Consider the following 19,172-nt stretch of genomic DNA (forward strand, 5'->3'; position numbering starts at 1 on the left):
ATGACGCGGAGCCTTTTGCAGCCCGGCGCGACGACTTGTTGCTGCTATCGGCTCGGATCCAGCAGCCGATTGGCCTGATCAGGCCGCTTCGGCGACCACTTTCAGGCGCGCCAACACATAATCGGCCAATTCGTGGGCGCTGTACTTGGCCACGAAGGCATTGGCGCCGACCTGTTCGACCATGGCGTTGTTGAACACACCCGACAACGAGGTGTGCAACAGCACGTACAGCCCTTGCAGCCCCGGCGTGCGCCGGATTTCCGTCGTCAGCGTATAGCCATCCATCGCCGGCATTTCGATGTCTGAGATCACCATCGCATAGCGATCGGCCGGATTCTCGCCTGACGCTGCCACCTGCAAGAGATGGTCCAGCGCCTGGCGGCCGTCAGACAGCAAGGTTGCCGCGACGCCGAGTTGGTCGAGCACGCTGCGGATCTGCTGACGCGCCACCCGCGAGTCGTCCACCACCAGCACCTGGAACTGGCGGTCATAGGCGACCAGCTGCAGCGATGGATCCAGCTGCACGTCCTTGCTGACCTTGGCGATGTCGGCGAGCACGCTTTCCACGTCGATCACCTGGATCAACTCACCCTGGAAACGGGTCACCGCCGTCAAATAAGTGGCTTCGGCGCCAAGTTCCGGCGGCGGATGGATGTCTTCCACCGCAATATTGACGATGCGCTCCACGCCGCTGACCAGAAATCCCTGCACCGAGCGATTGAACTCGGCCACCACCAGATAGCCAGGGCCGTTTTCGGAAAGCGTGTCGCGCTCCGGGTGGCCGATGGCCAGGCCCAAGTCCAGCACCGGCACCGAGCGCCCGCGCACATCGGCAACGCCGGCGAACTCGGTCGGCAGGCCGGGAACCTGAAACAGGTCCGGGCGGCGCAGCACTTCCTGCACCTTGAAGACGTTGACGCCAAAAAGCTGGCGCCCGCCCAGCCGGAACAGCAGCAGGGCCAGTCGATTGTGGCCAGCCAGACGGGTGCGCTGGTCGATGCGGTTGAGCAGATCGTGGGTCATGGGGCAGATATCGACAGCGCCATCGGAAAACTTGAGCGGTTTTAAGGTTGGCGTGGGGCGCTGTCGGGAATCGGGAATCGGGAATCGGGAGTCGGGAATAGGGAATCGCAAAAGCGGAGGGCTTTCCGCAGCAAGCCCGAGGCGAGGGGCCGTGCGCTGACGTACTTACGGTGTTCACTAAGCAAATCGCTCATCAGTAACGAAGACCGACCAAGGCTCAGCCACCAACCCATTCTCCATTCACGATTCCCGATTCAAAAACAGGCACACCTCTTGCACTGTCTGTTCCGTCTTCCTCCGGATCTGGTCCCATGCGCCTGCTACTGCTTGTCATTCTGTTGGCTGCCGCTCCAGCCTGGGCCCAGAGCTACCAGTCTGTCGATTCCATCCGTGCTGCCGCCCTGGCCACCGTCGGCCCGGATGCCGAGGCCGAGGCCACGCTCGATCCGGGTCTGCGCATGCCGGCCTGCCCGATCGCGCTGCAGGCGCAGCCCACCGGGACCAACACGGTCGAAGTGGCCTGCCCGCAGCCGGCCGGCTGGCGTCTGTTCGTGCCGCTCAAGGTGCGTCGCAATCAGGACGTGCTGGTGTTGCGCCGTGGCATCAGCGCTGGAGAAACCATCTCGCTGGCCGATATCAGTATCGAGAAACGCGATGCCGCGCGCATTGTCGGTGCGGTACTGGCCGATCCGGTGGCTGCGGTGGGCAAGACCGCCCGGCGCATCCTGCCGGCCGGGTCGCTGCTGTCGTCGAACGATCTGGTGACGCAGCGGCTGGTGCGGCGCGGCGATACGGTGCCGCTGGTGTCGCGCAACGGCGGTCTGGAAGTGCGCATGAGCGGTCGCGCCTTGTCGGACGCTGGCGAAAACGAGCGCGTCTCGGTGGAAAACTCGTCCTCGCGCCGGGTGGTGCAGGGGATCGTCGAAGCGAGCGGGACCGTTGTGGTGTCGAGATAGAAATTCGCTATAAAGTTTTTTTTTGGCATGCCGTTATCCCCTACGACCTGTAGAGGAGTTCCTGACATGACCCAGAAAATCGAAGGCAATCTACCGACCGCCGCCACCCTTCGTACCGCCGCCACAAGCAGCAAGATCGCTTCGGCCGGTGAAGACCGCGCGTCCCCGATTGCAGCACTTCCGCCCACCGACAGCGTCAAGCTGACCGGCGAGGCCACCAACCTGCAGAACTTGCAGCGCACGCTTTCGCAGTCCTCGGCGATCGACACCGGTCGCGTCCAGGCCGTGAAAGAGTCGTTGCAGAACGGCAGCTATTCCATCAACCCGGATGCCATCGCCAGCCGCATGATGGATCTGAATCAGCAACTGGCGGGTTAATCCCCAGCCGAAAGGATGAACGTGAACGAGTTCCTGCAACGTCTCAGCGACGCGCTGGCCGGCGAACGCCAGGCATTACTCGAGAACGACATCGATGGGTTGATGCGGCATACGCAAGACAAGCTCTCGGCACTGCGCGCGCTGGAAGCGCGAATGCCCGAAGGCGAAGAAGCGCGTCTGCGCGAACTGGCCGAAGCCAATCGCGCCAACGGCGCGCTGCTGGCACGCCGGCGTCGCGAAGTGAACTGGGCACTGCGTCACCTGGGCCGCACCGAGAGTGCACCATCCTATGACGCCAAGGGTCAATCGAGCGTACTGCGCGGCGGGCGTTCGCTGGCAGTGGCTTAACCCAAGTCACGTTGCATAGAGCGCATGCGCGTGCTGTCCGGCGCACACGCGTCACGCACTCGATCTGCTCGGGCGATCTGCTCGACTTGTCAGAGCGTGGCCTTGCGCAATACGGCACGTGAGCGGTTGGGCGTATATTGACGCGTCTTCTACGCCGCCGCCGCCCGTGACTGCCAAGTTTTTTCTCAATCAGACCTTATTGCCGTCTTCGGACATGCTGCGCGCCTTCGGCGATCAGATGCTCGAGGGCGTATTGCTGTTCCGCGCAGACGGGCAGCTGATTCTGGCCAACGCCATCGCGCGCCAAAGCCTGTGCAAGGAAGACCCCGACGACGACCGCAATCTCGGCGAGCGGATCTCGCAGGTCTTGCCGTCCGATGCGCTCAATCAGGCGCGTAGCAAGGGCACCTGGACCGGCAGCCTGCCGGTCGGCGACCGCGTGGTCATCGCGCATCTGTACTACAACGAAGAGCAGGGCGTCGGGCATTTTCTGGCGTTGTTCCACAACATCGAAGGCCAGCAGGATTACGAGCGCGAGCTGCAGCAGCGCCACGCCGAATTGCGCCAGGCCTACCTGCGTTTGAATGGTGCACAGGACAAACTGCTGCAATCGGAAAAGATGGCCTCCATCGGCCAGCTCGCCGCGGGCGTGGCGCACGAAATCAATAATCCGATCGGTTACGTGCACTCCAACCTGGGCAGCCTGCAGGAATATCTGCGCAGCCTGTTCACGCTGATCGAAGCCTACGAGCGCGCGCTGCAGGCGCCGGATCCGAAGGCGCTGATCCCCGAAATCGACGAGATCCGCAACCGCGCCGATATCGACTTCATCAGCCGCGATCTGCCGCAGTTGATGGCCGAATCGCGCGAAGGCATCGAGCGGGTCACGCGCATCGTGCGCGACCTCAAGGATTTCTCGTATTCGGATCGTTCCGAGTCGTGGAAGATGGTGGACCTGCACGCCGGCCTCGAATCCACGATCAACATCATCTGGAACGAGCTCAAGTACAAGGTGACCCTGGAGCGCAATTACGCCGAGCTACCGCTGGTGGAATGCCTGCCGTCCGAGCTCAATCAGGTCTACATGAACATGCTGCTCAACGCCGGCCAGGCGATCGTCGAGCGCGGCACGATTATCGTGACCACCGGCCGCGAAAGCACCGATGGCACCGAGCAGGTCTGGATCCAGTTCCAGGACACCGGCGCCGGCATCGCTCCGGACTTGATGCAACGCATCTTCGACCCGTTCTTCACCACCAAACCGGTCGGCAGCGGCACCGGCCTGGGCCTGTCGATTTCCTACGGCATCATCAACAAGCACCACGGCCGGATCGACGTCGAAAGCACACCGGGGCAGGGCGCGAGTTTCCGCATCGTGTTGCCGGTGCGGCAGCCGCGGTAGCGCTTCGCGCTGGGAATGGGGAATCGGGAGTAGGGAATCGGTAGAGCGGCGTGCGCTGGTGCTTTGGTTTTGAGGCACGATTTGGCACGCGGAGAATCAGGCGGTAGAGATCTGCTCTACCGATTCTCCATTCCCTATTCCCTATTCCCGGCCGTTCCGCAACTCATCGTGCGTGCGGAAGGCCTGACGAATGTGCTCGCGCAGTTCGTCGTCGTTCCAGGGCTTGGTCAGGAAGCGGTAGATCGCGCCGCGGTTGATCGCCTCGGTCACGGTGGCCAGATCTGTGTAGCCGGAGAGCACCAGGCGCACGGTGTCGGGGTAGAGCATCTTGACCCGGCCCAGGAACTCGGTGCCGCTCATGTCGCTCATGCGCTGGTCGGAGAGGATCACCTGCACGTCGTTGGTGGCGAGCAGATCGAAGGCATCGCGGACATTGCCGGCGGCCAGGATCCGGTAGCCGTCGCGGCGGAACAACCGCACCAGCGAGCGCAGCACGTTTTCTTCGTCGTCCAGCAACAACAGCGTGCGGTCGGGGCGGCTTTCGGCAAACGATTCCGGGCGCAGATAGCGGCGACGTAACGCCATGCCTGCCGACTCGGCCGACATCGGTTCGCCGAACAGATAACCCTGGAAGATGTCGCAATCGTTGCGACGCAGAAAGCCCAGCTGCGCCTGCGATTCCACACCGTTGGCGATCACCGTCATGCCGAGCTGATGGCCCATCGCGATGATCGCGCGCGCAATCGCCGCCTCGCGGCTGCCGGCCGGTGCGCTCTTGATGAAGCTGCGATCGATCTTGAGTCGATCCACCGGATACCGCACCAGCGCACTGAGGCTGGAATCGCCGGTGCCGAAGTTGTCCAGACTCAGGCTAATGCCTTCGTTGCGCAGGTTGGCCATCGTCTCGTGGACGAAGTTGACGTTGTTGGTCAACGCGCTTTCGTTGATCTCCAGCGTGACGAATTGCGCCGGCACGCCGGCGGTCTGCAACATGCCCATGACCTCGTTGAAGAAGCCCGGGCGCAGCAACTGCAGCGTGGACACATTCACCGCAATGCTGAAGTCGTCGAACCCCTGGTCGCGCCACAGACGCGCCTGGCGCACCGCGTTCTGCAGCACCCATTCGCCGATCTGCACGATCACGCCCAGGCGCTCGGCGGTGCGCATGAAACGCTCCGGCACCAGCATGCCCAGCGTCGGCGACTGCCAACGCAGCAAAGCCTCCATGCCCACGATGCGGCCATCACGCGCGCTCACCAGCGGCTGATAGCGCAGACGCAGCTCGCCATGCGGAATCGCATCCACGATCTGCCGCGCGATAATGCTTTCGCTATGCGCACTGGTGGTCGAGTTGCGCGTGTACAGCCGCACCGTGTTGCCGCCTTCGCGCGCGGCCTGGTAGCTGGCTTCCTCGGCGTAATCGAGCAGGATCGACAGCGAGCTCGAGTGTTCCGGGCACAGGCTGATGCCGACCTTGCCGGTCATGAACAAGGTGTACGGCAACACCGACAACGGCAATTCCAGCTGCTGGCGGATCTCTTCGGCGAAATCTTCCGGCAATGGGGTGTCTTCGCGACGCACCGCCACCACCACCATTTCATCGCTGCCGTGACGCCACAACTTGCCGCGCGCGCCAAGGAAATCCTGCAGCCGGCGCGCGACCAGCGTCAGCGCCTGATCGCCGACCTCGGCACTCATGTTCTCGTTGATCGAGGCAAAGTGATCGATATCGATATGGAACACCATCAATGGCGGGCCGCCGGATGCGGCAGCGTCCACCAGATGCAGCAGTTCGGGATTGCCTGCACCCAGGCGGGTGGGTTTGACGATTTCCAATCCAGGCGGAATAACCGGGCTCCACATGACTCAACGTCCACCATCGTCGTGGACGGACTCGCCGACCGGGTGATAGGGCAGGCGCAACGTCACGCGCGTGCCTGCTCCGGGGGCTGATTCTATCGCGAGCGCGCCGCCGACGGTTTGCGCACGCTCACGCATCACGATCAGCCCGAGACCGCGCGGGCCTTCGGGTTCGAAGCCATCGCCGTCATCGCTCACTTCCAGGCGAAAGCTCTGGCTGTCGATCGTCTGCAGGCTCATGCGCACTTCGCCTGCGCAGGCATGCCGCAATGCATTGGTCAGGCTTTCCTGCGCGATGCGAAAACACGCCTGTTCGATTTCGTTGCCGGGGCGTACGTCCAGGGCCTGGATATCCAGTTCCAGATGCACCTGCGAGGCGCGGAACAACATCGAAGCCTGCCAGCGCAGCGCCGCTTCCAGACCCAGTGCATCGAGTTGTGGCGGGCGCAACAGCATCGACAGATTGCGCAGCTTGGTCACCGTGCTGTCGGCCAGCGACACCACCTCGAGCAGATCCTCGCGACGCGCGGCCGGGTCCAGCTCGTCCAGCGCGGCATGTGCGGATAGCTTCATCGCCGTGATCGCCTGGCCGATATCGTCGTGCAGATCGCGCGAGATCGCGCGGCGTTCGTCTTCCTGCAACGAGAACAACCGCTTTGCCATCGCCTGCAGTTCGGCATTGCTTTCGGCCAGCGCATCGCGCATGCGCTCGGGTTCGCTCAGATCGCGCACCACCAGCAATTTGCAGCCACGCCCGCCATAACGGATATCGCCGGCCGACAGGCCGGCATAAAAGGTGCTGCCATCGCGACGGCGCATCGCGCGTGCGCTGGACACCGGTTCGTTGCGGTCGCTGCCTGCGCGCAGATACTCGCGCACGATCGGCAGATCGTGCTCGCCGACCAGCGTCTGCAACGGTTCACCCAGAATGGTCTCGCCCTGGAAGCCGAACTGCGTCGAGCCTGCCGCATTGGCATACATCACGTGCTCGTCGGCCAGGATCAGCACACCATCGGGTAGCACACGCACCAGCTCGCGGAACTGTTCCTCGCGCTCGCGCAGCAGGCGCCGCGATTGTTCGCGCTCGCTCACATCCTGCAGCGTGCCGTGGATATGGCGTGCGCCGCTCGTCGTGGTGACGCTCTCGGCACGCAGGTGCACAGTGCGCGGCTGCGAGTCGCCGCCAGTGAGCGGTAGCAGCACATCGATCTGCACCTGCCCACCAGTGCACATGTCTTCGATCATCCGTTCGATGCGTGCCTGGGTGGCGGTATCCGAGGCGGTCAGCAATTCTTCCAGCCGATGTTCGCGGCGATGCATCGGCACGCTGCGACCGAGCAACCGATAGACCGCCGGCGAATAACGGCCCAGGCCGGTGGCGCGATCCAGCTGCCACGAGCCCAGCCGCGCGATGCCTTGCGCTTCTTCCAGCCGCTCAAGCGCTTCGTCGCGCAGATGCTGCGCCTGGCGCTCCTCGCTGCGGTCCACGGTGACCACCAGGCGGGCAGGGCCGCTGGCCAGATGCAGCTGATTGCTGCGGATCTCGACATGGCGCGGGCCGCTGCGGGTCAGCAGATCCTCGTGCAGGGTGCAGGTGTCGTCGCCCTTGGCGCGGATCTGGGTGATGATTTCTTCCAGGCGCACGCCGTCGGCATTGGGCCAGATCGCCTGCAACGTCTGCTGCAGAAACTCGTCGCGCTCCCAGCCGAAGAATTCCAGCGCTGCCGGGTTGGCATCCAGGATGCGCAGCGTGGCCAGGTCGTAGATCAGGGCCGGGCTGGGCAGCGCCAGGAACTTGGCCTGCAGCAGTGCCTCGGACTGTGCCAGTTGGGCGTGCTCTTCCACGATCAGCGCGACAAAGCGGCGTAGCACCAGATGGATCACGATGCTCGACACCACCAGAAAGCTCGCATCCGACCAGCGCTCGGGCATGGCGGCGCCGGCCAGGTGCAGTAGCCGGTTGCCTAGCAGCAGCCACACCACACCGGTCAGCAGATACAGCCCTGTCAGCGTCCACAGACCCTGTTGCAGGCGTTCGGCGAGGCGAAGTCGGGAGACGGGGGCGGACGAAAACGCGGGCGCGGCAACGGGATCAGGCATGGGTCCGCGAACGACCTTTGGAGCGGGCGATGCGGCCATCTTAGCCGTAACTCGGCCCGGTTCGGTCGTGCCGCAAACAGGCACCTCAACTAATCGCCAAAACGGCCGTTATCCATTGCGACTCCGAGGCAGGGGTCGATTCTTCGGAGTGTTCCAGAGTGGACTCAGGCGTCATTGCAAGCATGCTGCAGCACCCGTTGACCTCAGCGGTGGTGTTGTTGGATGCGCATGGTCAGCCTCTGGCGGCCAACCGCGTTGCGCAGTCGCTTGGATTGCCGGCAACCCTTGGTGCCTATGCCGAAGTTCTGGAAAGCAGCCGAGCCCAGGTGGCCGATAACGGCGGCATGGCGGCCTGCGTGCTGCCGGGCACCGGCGGCGGGCGTCTGGAAGGTTGGTTGCGCGCAGTCTGCGACGAACACGGCCAGGTGATGGCCTTCACGCTGAGCATTCCCGAGCCGGTGGGCGCCGATGGCACCAGCCGTTGGGAAATGGGTCTGGATAGCGCCGATCACGGTTTGTGGGATTGGGATATTCCTGCCGACGTGGTGTACCGCTCGGAGCGCTGGACCCGCATGCTCGGTTACTTGGAGCAGCCGCTGCCGAACAATCTCACCGCCTTGTCGGGGTTGATTCACCCCGACGACCACGCGCTGGTCAGTGCCGCCGTACAGGCGCACCTGGATGGGCGCACCGATACCTATGTGGCCGAATTCCGCTTGCGTCAGAGCGATGGCCAGTGGCGCTGGATCCTCGATCGCGGCCGCGTGGTCTCGCGGACCGCCGACGGCCGCCCGCTGCGCATGGTCGGCACGCATACCGACGTGCATCACCACAAATTGCTCGAGCAGCAGCTGCGCGAGCAGCAGGCTCAGCTCGAAGATGCCCAGCGTATTGCCAGCATGGGCAGCTGGAGCTTGGACACGCTCAAAGACGCGTTGTGGGTCTCGCCCGATTTCCTGCAGCAGCTCGGCATGACCCAGGTACGGCTGCAGAGCATTCGCGACATCCTGCGTCTGCTCGGCCGGCCCTCGATTGCGCAGCTGCGCAGCGCCTGGCGCAAGATCAAGCACGAAGGCATGCCGATGCATTTCGAGCTGGAAATCAATGGCCTTGCCGGCATCAATCCGCATCATCTGCGGGTGTGGGCACAGCCGGTCTTCGATGGCGACGGCACCATGGTGCGCCTGCTCGGCCAGCTGCAGAACGTCACCGAGCAACGCCAGACCGACGCGCTGATCCGCTGGCGCACCGAGTTGCTCAACCGCGTCTCCGCGCTGGGCAAGATCGGCGGCTGCGAAATCGAGGTCGACACCCGGCGCATGCAGTGGACCGAGGAGTGCTATCGCATTCACGGTCTGCGTAAAGAGAACATCACCCTGGAGCAGGCGCTGTCGCTATACACCCAGGATTCGCGCGACGCCTTCGAAGCGGCGCTGCTGCGTATTTCCGATGGCGGCCTGCCCGAGCAGCTGGAGCTGTGTTTCTATCGCAATTCCGGCCAGCGTGTGTGGGTGCAGGTTCTGATCGAACTGGACCGCCGCGAAGGCCTGCCGCCGCGTTTTGTCGCTTTATTTCGCGATGTCACCCGCGAACGCGAAGCCAACGAGCGCATCGAGCTGCTGGCGCACTACGACCGTCTGACCGGCTTGCCGAATCGCTTTCTGCTGCGTGAGCAGGCAGAGAACGCAATTCGCGAAGCGCATGAGCGCGGTCAGGTGCTGGCGATGCTGCTGATCGATCTGGATGGCTTCAAGAGCATCAACGATTCGTTCGGCCATGCCACCGGCGACAACCTGCTCAAGCTGGCGTCTTCGCGCCTGCATCAGCATTTGCGCAACAGCGATCTGTTCGGTCGCTTCAGCGACGACGAATTCATCGTGCTGCTGCGCGATCTGGGCGAGCCGGAAGATGCCGGCCACGTGGCACGCAAGTTGATCAGCGCGCTGGGCGAGCCGCTGCGCAAGGACCACGTCACTCTCAAGCTCGGTGCCAGCATCGGGATTGCGCTGCAGGGCGATGGCCTGTCGGATTTCGATAGCCTGCTGCGCGCCGCCGATGCGGCGATGTACGCGGCCAAGGAATCCGGCCGCAACACCTTCCATTACTACAGCCAGGACGTGCTGCTGCGTGCGCAGCGCCGCCTGGAGCTGGAGCACGCGCTGCAGGGCGCGCTCGAGCGCGAAGAATTCACGCTGGTCTACCAGCCGCTGGTCAACACGGTCGGCGATACCTCGCCGGCGATCGAAGCGCTGATGCGCTGGAATCGTCCTGGTCATGGTCCCTGCAGCCCGGTCGAGTTCATTCCGATCGCCGAGGAATGCGGCGAAATCGTGCGTCTGGGCGAATGGGTCATCGGCGAAGCCTGCCGCCAGGCGGTGGTCTGGGACCGCGCCGGGCTAAATTTCAGCCGCATCGCGGTCAATGTGTCTGCGGTGCAGCTGCGCGAGCGCGGCTTTGCCGAGCGGGTGCTGGAAATCTGCCGCGACAACGGTTGGTCGCCGTCGCGGCTTGAGCTGGAACTGACCGAGTCCGCATTGATCCGCGATTCGGATTCGCTGCGCCGCTGTTTCGAGCTGTTCGAGCAGAACGGCGTGCTGCTGGCGGTGGACGACTTCGGTACCGGCTTCTCGAATCTGCACTATCTCAACCGTTTCCCGGTGCAGCGCCTGAAGATCGACCGCAGCTTCGTGCAAGGCATGCTCGACGACGCCAACACCGCTGAAGTCACCCAGGCCATCGTGCATCTGGGCCATGCGCTGGGCATGCAGGTGGTCGCCGAAGGTGTTGAAACGGTGCAGGAAGACGCACTGCTGCGCCTGCAGGGCTGCGACGAGATCCAGGGTTACTTCTACTCACGCCCCTTGTCGCCACGCGACATGGCGCAGTGGCTGCGCGAAGCCGAGGCCGGCATGCGCCTTGGCGCTCGTCTGGTCGTCGCCAACTGACGCAGTGTGTTCCATCGCCTGCATTTAGAGCGGCTAACAAAATTACTGCGGAGCCGTCAGGCGGGTGCGGCCGGTGCTTGGAATCGGCATCTACCACTCATGCATTCCGGTTCGCCTGCGCATTCCACGCCTATCCTGATGACTGCTCGCTACGTTTTCGTGAGCCGCTGCTGGTCAGTCGAGGGTGCGATGTCCTCACCAGCGCAAAGCAGCAAATCAGCGGTCTACAAGTGAGCTATCGAGCTATCGAGTCATAGCGTCGTTTGGCTAAGGTCAAAAGTTGAGTCAGTCGAGGGCGCGATGCCCTCACCGCTCGCGGGACACGCCGCAAGTACGTCCATGTAGGCTCGGTGGCGGCATCCATGCCGCCACACGGTCCCGCAATCGGTGAGGACACCGCACCAGGACGTTTGTAGGTTGTTTCGTTGAAAGTCTGCCTGATGCTTGACTTGCTTGACTTGCTTGACTTGCTTGGGATGCTGATCAGACGAGCCGTTATCCGAACATTGCACGTCGTGCATTGCTTGCAACCATGCACACCGACCATCTCGACAGGTCCTTGCCCGCCCACCGTCGCGGGACCTTACGCGGCATGGATGCCGCGTAACCTACATGGACGTACTTGCGGCGTGTCCTGCGATGGTGGGCGGGCAAGGGCCCTGCAGCCAAACCGCAGATCATCCGCTCTACGACCGATCTATCCGCAGTCTCCAACAACGTGAAGAAAACGGAGATGTCGAATCCTAGCAGCGCTTAGATGCAAAAAACGCTTGGTCAATCGAAGGCCCTGCAACCAAGCCGCAGATCAGCCGCTCCGCAACAACACATTGCGAGCGTCTAATGCCCCCAAGAAAACCAAGATCTCACGGCTTTTTTATCGCGAGCAAGCACCCATCTCGCAAGCGCACTCGCGCGCAATGAGGTGTCGTGCCACATCGTTCCCATGACATCGCAGCGATCGAAGCATCAAGTCGTGTCGTGTCGCAGAAGTCGCAGAGCAGGCGGGCAGGGGAGACGTCACCCTGATGCTGGAATCGAAAGATGCTGCGTGGTTCAGAGCCAGGCTTGTCGGCACTGCCTAACCCATCATTGATAACTCAGGCAGTCACGACAACCAGCGGGGCGCCTGCCGAGGCACGCCCCGCCGTTTCGACATCAGCGTCCGGACACGCTGACCGCAGCACCGTCCAGGCCCAGATCCCACGCTACCGTTGCGAACAGCAATTCTTCTTCGCTGCTGCTACGGCGCGGATGGATCAATGCCTGCACCTCCGCACGTGCCGCACACTCCAGCCGTTCCAACGCAGCCGGCATGCGCACGCGTCGCGGCGTGGGCCGGGCAGCATCGCTCTGCGCGATGCGCTCGGCCTGTGCAGCCGCAACGACGGCTGATTCCAGCACGGCGGTGGGTCTATCGACGGTCGGGGTGAGAAGCGTCATGAGCGGAACACCAGGTCGTTGCGGAACGACAAATCCCCGGGTGGCCGGGGAATGTCGGGGTCAGATGGTGCGTGGCATCGGTCTTAGAACAACTCGACCGTGCCGGCACCCATGCCTTGCTGCGCCACCGGCTTGTGCGGCGGGCGCTCCCATTCCACACGCATATCGCGCAGGCGGGTAGACACCTTCTGCAGCGCGGCGACCAGATCGCTGTCATACACGCCGCCGTTGCGATGCAGCAGTTCCTGCAGCGCCACTGCTTCACGGTTGATCGCGGTGAGGCGATCGAGGTGAGTGTGGATGCCGCTCAGCGTCTGCGTGGCGATGTCCTCGAACTGCAGGGCACGCACCGCTTCGGCCACGCTACCGTCGATGGAGCGAGCGCACTCGGAGATTTCGCGCATGCCATCGCCCAACGAGGCGTTGATCTGAGCGACGTTCTCCAGCATCGCCGCCGATTCATGGCGGGCTTCGCGGGAACGATCCATGTGGCGCGAGGCCAGCTGCGAGACCGTTTCACGCACCTTGGAGATCGATTCCTTGGAGCTGTGCGCCAGCTTGCGGATCTGTTCGTTGAAGGTGGTGGAACGCTCTGACAGATTGCGCACCTCGTCGGCGACCACTGCGAAGCCACGACCGGCTTCACCGGCACGTGCTGCTTCGATGGCGGCGTTCAAGGCCAGCAGGTTGGTCTGGTCAGCAATCGACTTGACGTCTTCCAGCAGCGCGAAGATGCCATCCAGGTGCTGCGCCATCTCATCGATGTGATGCACCGTGTTGGTACTTTGGCCGCTCACCTGTTCCAGCGCTTCCACCAATTGCTCCATGCGGGAGCTGGCGTGCTGGGCGAAGCGGGCGACGTCGACGCCGGCGCTGCCATCGTCACCGGCACGGTCGACGATGCGGGCCAGTGCCTGGCTTTGCTGGCGCGACTTGCGGTTCATCGCTTCGAAGCTGCCACCCAGACCGGACACGGCCTGGCGGATCAGTTCGCGGGCACGCTCGACTTCCGAGCGCGAACCGTCGACTTCGTTGCTGACGAACGTACGCAGTTCGTTGAGCAGTTGGTCCTGCTCGCGCAGGATGCGGGTCTGGTCAGGATTACGCCGGAACTGGGAATACGTCACCCAGGCAGCGAAAACCAACCAACTAAGGGTCATGGTCGCCAGGATCGCCCAGCGCACCGAAGCGGGCCAGTCGAATCCGACAGCGAAGGGAAACAGCAAGGTCAGAGCCAAAGGGGCGGCTAGACGGATCAGTGGACGTGAATACATGGGCGTTCTCGGCAGAGTCACGGTTGCTGTATCGGCCGTACCCCCTTTGTCTTTAGCGACGATCGCCACATCGTCTCGCCCATTCAACCGCTGTTGACGCGCGCCAGCGGTCGCTAGCGCGCGCGTCAAAGCATGTGTTTGTCGCGGAACTCAACGCAGCGCGCGGTCCACCGCTTCGAGCATTGCGCGCTTGGCAAACAGAAAATCCCACAGGCTGCCACCCATCTGCCGCCACAACACCGCCGAGCGGACCGCTGCCAGCAGCAAGGCGCGGATTTCTGCCACCACGCCGGCCTGGCCCAGGTAATGCGGGTTGCCTTGCACCATCACCTTGGGGCGCAAGTGGCTGATGGTCTGCGCATACAGCGCGCCCAGCGCGCTCAGCACGTCGGGGTGGCCACTGTCGCCCAGGGTCTGTGCCTGACGCGCCGCAGCCTCGATCCCGTTGGACACGGTGGTGACGGTGGCGGTGTCGCGCACGAAGCGGCGCTCCAGCTGCAGCACCGCCAGCGCCAGGCGCGGCAGCACCTCGTCCTGGCCCTGATTGCGGAAATAGTTATGCAGCAGCCGCAGGCCTGGCGCCAGGTCGGTCGGCGAGCCATACACGGCCTCCGGCGAGGAGGCATCCACCCGGAACACACTGTCCATGGCGGTACGCACCGTCGCCGCTTCCGAATGCCCGGTTTCGGCGATCCGCCGCACCTGCTGCAAGGCCTGAGCGACGCCGGCCAGCGCTAGCACACGGTGATCCATGGAAGAACTCATCAAGCCACTACCTCAGGTAAAAAAGAAGATCCCGCCAATTGGCGTTCCATCGGTGCATCGGTGGCCGCAATGACTGCGCCCCCTAAACATTCTTCGCCGTCGTACAGCACCAGCGACTGCCCCGGCGTCACCGCACGCTGCGGCCGCTCGAAACGCACCTGCACGCTGCCATCGTCCTGCACCTCCACCGTGCACGGTTCATCGGGCTGCCGGTAGCGCGTCTGTGCGGTGCAACTGAAGCTGCGCGCCGGCGGCGCCCCGGTGACCCAATGGGCCTGCTCGGACTGTAGCCAGTGCGATTGCAGCAGCGGGCTGTCGCGGTCCTGATCGACGTACAACACGTTGCTCGCCACATCCTTGCCCACCACATACCACGGCGCCGCAGCACGCCCACGCACGCCGCCGATGTTCAGGCCTTCGCGCTGACCCAGCGTGAAATAGAACACCCCCGGATGCTCGGCGATGCGTTGCCCCTGCGGGTCGCGGATCTCGCCGGTGCGCGCGGGCAGATAACGGCCCAGGAACTCGCGAAAGTCGCGCTCGCCGATGAAGCAGATGCCGGTGGAATCCTTCTTGGCATGCGTCGGCAGCCTGGCGTCCTGGGCGATCCGGCGCAGCGTACTTTTTTCCAGATCGCCGATCGGGAACAACGTTGCCGCCAGCTGGGTCTGCCCCAGTTGGTGCAGGAAATAACTCTGATCCTTGCCGCGGTCGGCACCACGCAACAGGCGCCAACGCCCGCCGCTGTGCGCAACCCGCGCGTAGTGACCGGTGGCGATGCGTTCGGCGCCCAGCGCCTGCGCCGCATCCAGGAAATGCTTGAACTTCACTTCGCGGTTGCACAGCACGTCCGGGTTGGGCGTGCGTCCGGCGGCGTATTCGGCCAGAAAATGCTCGAACACACCGCCCCAGTACTCGCTGGAAAAATCGCGGAAGTGGAACGGAATGCCGAGCATCCCACACACCGCCACCGCATCGCGCCGGTCGTCCTCGGCGCGGCAATCGCCGCTGCCGTCGTCGGCCCAGTTCTGCATGAACAGCCCGGCGATGGACTCGCCTTGCTGGGCAAGTCGCCACGCCGCCACCGACGAATCCACGCCCCCGGACACACCAACGATGATGCGCGGCGTACTCATGCGACGTGCTGCACCAATGCCAACGGATAGCGTTGACCGGCCAGATAATCTTTCACCACTTCCCACACCAGCGGACTGCGTAGCCGGCCGGCCGCGCTGCGCAGTTCTTCCGGGGTCATCCACAGTGCGCGTACCACCCCGGTATCGAGGCTGCGCTCAGGGTGATGGGCCAGCGCATCGGCGACGAAGGCAAAGCGCAGAAAACACTGACCACTCGGCGCAACCCACTGGTAGGTGCCGATGAACTGGGTCACCTGCACATCCCAGCCGGTCTCTTCCAGGGTCTCGCGCACCGCTGCGTCCAGCAAACTTTCGTTCGGCTCCAGATGTCCGGCCGGCTGATTCAATAGCAGGCGGCCGCCGATGGTCTCCTCCACCTGCAAAAAGCGCCCGTCGCGCACCACCACAGTGGCGACGGTGACATCCGGATGCCAGCGTTCTACGGGCGTGTTCATCGACATTGGCTCCGGCGGATGGAAAACCGGCGCGCAGCACCCGCACTCGCCACGATCACAACCCGTCTCACAGCTCGGCTCGAACGATCACGCGTACCAAGCGGCGGCGCGGATCGTTGCGTAGTGGAGGCGCACGACGGTGCCAGTGGCAGCGCGGTCACGGAATCGGTCATCAAGGGCCAGCCAGGGAATCGGAGACAAATTGTGCGGGCCGCGGCGCAAATCGTCCAATGCGCGCAACGATGAACCGTATAATGGCCACATGCCTCGTAATACTACGCACGAACACGATCACGGCCTGATGGTCGAAGCCAGCAAGCCTGAAGTGGCGCCACCGCCGCGTTATCAGGTGCTTCTGCTGAACGATGACTACACCCCGATGGACTTCGTGGTGACCGTTCTGGAGCAGTTTTTCAACCTGAGCCTGGAGCAGGCGACCCAGGTCATGCTGCATGTCCATACCCGTGGGCGCGGTGTCTGCGGGGTCTACAGCCGCGAGGTCGCCGAGTCCAAGGTGGCGCAGGTCAACGAGTTTTCGCGGATGAACCAGCACCCGCTGCTGTGCACGATGGAGCAGACCTGAGTTCGGTCAGGGATCATTCCAGCAGTGCAACACTGTGGCTGCAATCACATGCTAACGCCGTCTGAACATACCTATCCGATAGGGTTGTGGTAAATCCCAACAAAAGCCGCATATTGTTGGCAACAGCCGTTCGGAGTTACCAATGTTCAGCAAAGACCTAGAGCAAACCATCGGCCAGTGCTACAAGCGAGCACGCGAGGCGCGTCATGAATTCATGACCGTCGAGCACCTGCTGCTCTCGCTGCTGGACAACCCTTCCGCCCAGGCCGTCCTCAAGGCCTGCGGTGCGGACCAGGTGCGTTTGCACAACGACCTGGAACAGGCGATCGAGGCCTCGGTCTCGCGCCTGGCAGAAGACGATGGCCGCGATACGCAGCCGACCCTCGGCTTCCAGCGGGTGCTGCAGCGCGCTGTCTATCACGTGCAGTCCTCGGGCAAGAAGGAAGTCACCGGCGCCAATGTGCTGGTCGCGATCTTCGGCGAAAAGGACTCGCACGCGGTGTATTTCCTGAATCAGCAGGACATCACCCGCCTGGACATCGTCAATTACCTTTCGCACGGCATTGCCAAGCTCGGTGAAGACGGCGAGCAGCCGTCCGCGTCCGACGGCGAGCCCAAGAGCGAAGGCGGGGAAGGCGAGGCCAAGGGCGATGCGCTGGCCGAGTTCGCCACCAACCTCAACGAGCAGGCCCGCAACGGCAAGATCGACCCGTTGGTCGGCCGTGCCGACGAAATCGAGCGCACCATTCAGGTGCTGTGCCGCCGGCGCAAGAACAACCCGCTGTACGTGGGCGAGGCCGGTGTGGGCAAGACCGCGATCGCCGAAGGCCTGGCCAAGCGCATCGTCGACAACGACGTGCCGGAAGTGCTGGCCGAAGCGGTGATCTTCTCGCTCGACCTGGGCGCGCTGGTGGCCGGCACCAAATACCGCGGCGATTTCGAAAAGCGCCTCAAGGGCGTGCTCGCGGCGCTGAAGAAGGTGCCCAATGCGGTGCTGTTCATCGACGAGATCCACACCATCATCGGTGCGGGTTCTGCGTCGGGCGGCACCATGGATGCGTCCAATTTGATCAAGCCGGCGCTGTCGTCGGGCGAGCTGCGTTGCATCGGTTCGACCACGTTCCAGGAATACCGCGGCATCTTCGAAAAAGACCGTGCGCTGGCACGTCGCTTCCAGAAGATCGACATCGTCGAGCCGACCGTGGGCGAGACCTTTGAAATCCTGCAGGGCCTCAAGCCCAAGTATGAAGCGCACCACGGCGTGACCTACGCCGACGACGCGCTTCAGGCCGCCGTGGATCTGTCGGTCAAGCACATCGGCGACCGCTTGCTGCCAGACAAGGCGATCGACGTGATCGATGAAGCCGGTGCCCGTCAGCGCCTGCTGCCGGAAGGCAAGCGCAAGGAACTGATCGATATCGAAGAGATCGAGACCATCGTCGCCAAGATGGCGCGGATTCCGGCCAAGCAGGTCAGCGCGACCGACAAGGACGTGCTGCAGCATCTGGAGCGCAATCTCAAGATGGTGATCTTCGGCCAGAACCCGGCGATCGAGACGCTGGCCGGCTCGATCAAGCTCGCGCGTTCGGGCCTGGCCAATCCGGAAAAGCCGATCGGCAACTTCCTGTTTGCCGGTCCCACCGGCGTGGGCAAGACCGAAGTGACCAAGCAGCTTGCGCTGCAGCTGGGCATCGAGCTGGTCCGCTTCGACATGTCCGAGTACATGGAAGCGCATTCGATCAGCCGCCTGATCGGCGCGCCTCCGGGCTATGTTGGTTTCGACCAGGGCGGCCTGCTGACCGAGAAGGTGGTCAAGACGCCGCACTGCGTGCTGCTGCTGGACGAAGTGGAGAAGGCGCACCCGGACATCTTCAACATCCTGTTGCAGGTCATGGATCGCGGCATCCTCACCGACACCAACGGGCGCGAGGCGAACTTCAAGAACGTGATCCTGGTGATGACGACCAATGCCGGCGCCACCCAGGCATCGCGGCGCTCGATCGGCTTTACCAAGCAGGATCATTCCACCGATGCGATGGAGTCGATCCGTCGTGGCTTTACGCCTGAATTCCGCAACCGCCTGGACGCGATTGTGCAGTTTCAGCCGCTGGGCTTCGACCACATCCTGCGGGTGGTGGACAAGTTCATCATCGAACTGGAAATGCTGTTGCAGGAAAAGCACGTCTCGCTGTCGGCAACCCCGACCGCGCGCGACTGGCTGGCCCAGCATGGTTTCGATCCGCTGATGGGTGCACGCCCGATGTCGCGCGTGATCCAGGAGAAGATCAAGCGCCCGCTGGCCGACGAGTTGTTGTTCGGCAAGTTGATCGCCGGCGGCCGGGTCAATATCGACGTCAAGGATGGCGAGCTGGTGGTGGAAGCGCATCCGGAACCGGAGCGTTTGCTGCCGGCCACTGTCGACTGACCGCTTTGCGGTCTTGAAACAAAGAGCCGCTCATTCGAGCGGCTTTTTTTGTGTCTGCGGCATCGCGCTCGTTTCCGCCACA

The 19,172-nt window shown here is 63.3% G+C and carries 15 protein-coding genes; 7 read left to right on the plus strand and 8 right to left on the minus strand.

The annotated features are described in order from the left end of the window. Positions 1 to 78: 78 nt before the first annotated feature. Positions 79 to 1,023 carry a chemotaxis protein gene (locus tag FFY45_RS13990; protein WP_006450205.1) on the minus strand — a complete coding sequence of 315 codons (945 nt, stop codon included), beginning with the start codon at positions 1,021 to 1,023 and terminating at the stop codon, positions 79 to 81. 311 nt (positions 1,024 to 1,334) lie between these two features. Between FFY45_RS13990 and flgA the strand changes: the two genes are divergently transcribed. The 4 genes from flgA (at position 1,335) to FFY45_RS14010 (ending at position 4,107) form a co-directional block, all read left to right on the plus strand. After that, entirely contained in the window at positions 1,335 to 1,979 is a 645-nt protein-coding gene (gene flgA, locus FFY45_RS13995; protein ID WP_006450204.1) for a flagellar basal body P-ring formation chaperone FlgA, read from the plus strand. 66 nt (positions 1,980 to 2,045) lie between these two features. Next, positions 2,046 to 2,357, plus strand: a complete 312-nt coding sequence (gene flgM / locus FFY45_RS14000; protein WP_006450203.1) for a flagellar biosynthesis anti-sigma factor FlgM — start codon at positions 2,046 to 2,048, stop codon at positions 2,355 to 2,357. Between the two features lie 15 nt (positions 2,358 to 2,372). Further along, positions 2,373 to 2,705, plus strand: coding sequence for a flagellar protein FlgN (locus tag FFY45_RS14005; protein ID WP_006450202.1), 333 nt, complete (start codon positions 2,373 to 2,375; stop codon positions 2,703 to 2,705). 166 nt (positions 2,706 to 2,871) lie between these two features. Then, a complete protein-coding gene (locus tag FFY45_RS14010) occupies positions 2,872 to 4,107 on the plus strand; it encodes an ATP-binding protein (RefSeq protein WP_023903966.1) in 1,236 nt (411 codons plus the stop codon). Positions 4,108 to 4,248: 141 nt separating this feature from the next. On the opposite strand, the gene FFY45_RS14015 is transcribed toward FFY45_RS14010, so the two are convergent. Beyond that, complete coding sequence (locus tag FFY45_RS14015; protein ID WP_006450200.1) at positions 4,249 to 5,970, minus strand: EAL domain-containing protein; 1,722 nt, start codon at positions 5,968 to 5,970, stop codon at positions 4,249 to 4,251. Positions 5,971 to 5,973: 3 nt separating this feature from the next. Then, positions 5,974 to 8,106 (minus strand): sensor histidine kinase, encoded by a 2,133-nt coding sequence (locus FFY45_RS14020; RefSeq protein WP_176340898.1) that lies wholly within the window; start codon positions 8,104 to 8,106, stop codon positions 5,974 to 5,976. Positions 8,107 to 8,225: 119 nt separating this feature from the next. Between FFY45_RS14020 and FFY45_RS14025 the strand changes: the two genes are divergently transcribed. Beyond that, positions 8,226 to 11,012 carry a bifunctional diguanylate cyclase/phosphodiesterase gene (locus FFY45_RS14025; RefSeq protein WP_176340899.1) on the plus strand — a complete coding sequence of 929 codons (2,787 nt, stop codon included), beginning with the start codon at positions 8,226 to 8,228 and terminating at the stop codon, positions 11,010 to 11,012. A 1,155-nt stretch (positions 11,013 to 12,167) separates the two neighbouring features. Here FFY45_RS14025 and FFY45_RS14030 read toward each other — a convergent pair. The 5 genes from FFY45_RS14030 to FFY45_RS14050 all read right to left on the minus strand — a co-directional run bounded on the left by FFY45_RS14030 (position 12,168) and on the right by FFY45_RS14050 (position 16,082). After that, the gene (locus FFY45_RS14030; protein WP_176340900.1) at positions 12,168 to 12,452 is read right to left on the minus strand and encodes a hypothetical protein; all 285 of its coding nucleotides are present in this window, start codon (positions 12,450 to 12,452) and stop codon (positions 12,168 to 12,170) included. An 83-nt stretch (positions 12,453 to 12,535) separates the two neighbouring features. After that, positions 12,536 to 13,813 carry a methyl-accepting chemotaxis protein gene (locus FFY45_RS14035; RefSeq protein WP_176340961.1) on the minus strand — a complete coding sequence of 426 codons (1,278 nt, stop codon included), beginning with the start codon at positions 13,811 to 13,813 and terminating at the stop codon, positions 12,536 to 12,538. Positions 13,814 to 13,876: 63 nt separating this feature from the next. Then, on the minus strand, positions 13,877 to 14,491 hold the full coding sequence (hflD, locus tag FFY45_RS14040; RefSeq protein ID WP_023903971.1) for a high frequency lysogenization protein HflD: 615 nt from the start codon (positions 14,489 to 14,491) through the stop codon (positions 13,877 to 13,879). After that, positions 14,491 to 15,627: a tRNA 2-thiouridine(34) synthase MnmA gene (mnmA, locus tag FFY45_RS14045; RefSeq protein ID WP_176340901.1), complete on the minus strand. Its 1,137-nt coding sequence runs from the start codon at positions 15,625 to 15,627 to the stop codon at positions 14,491 to 14,493. The genes hflD and mnmA overlap by 1 nt, the downstream gene beginning before the upstream one ends. Beyond that, positions 15,624 to 16,082 (minus strand): NUDIX hydrolase, encoded by a 459-nt coding sequence (locus FFY45_RS14050; protein ID WP_176340902.1) that lies wholly within the window; start codon positions 16,080 to 16,082, stop codon positions 15,624 to 15,626. The genes mnmA and FFY45_RS14050 overlap by 4 nt, the downstream gene beginning before the upstream one ends. Before the next feature lie 262 nt (positions 16,083 to 16,344). Between FFY45_RS14050 and clpS the strand changes: the two genes are divergently transcribed. Together clpS and clpA are read left to right on the plus strand one after the other, a co-directional pair. Beyond that, positions 16,345 to 16,665 carry an ATP-dependent Clp protease adapter ClpS gene (gene clpS, locus FFY45_RS14055; RefSeq protein ID WP_043889778.1) on the plus strand — a complete coding sequence of 107 codons (321 nt, stop codon included), beginning with the start codon at positions 16,345 to 16,347 and terminating at the stop codon, positions 16,663 to 16,665. Between the two features lie 142 nt (positions 16,666 to 16,807). After that, the gene (gene clpA, locus FFY45_RS14060; RefSeq protein WP_115038957.1) at positions 16,808 to 19,090 is read left to right on the plus strand and encodes an ATP-dependent Clp protease ATP-binding subunit ClpA; all 2,283 of its coding nucleotides are present in this window, start codon (positions 16,808 to 16,810) and stop codon (positions 19,088 to 19,090) included. Positions 19,091 to 19,172 lie beyond the last annotated feature (82 nt).

The sequence above is a fragment of the Xanthomonas hortorum genome, assembly GCF_011305375.1.
Classification (GTDB): Bacteria; Pseudomonadota; Gammaproteobacteria; order Xanthomonadales; family Xanthomonadaceae; genus Xanthomonas; species Xanthomonas hortorum_E.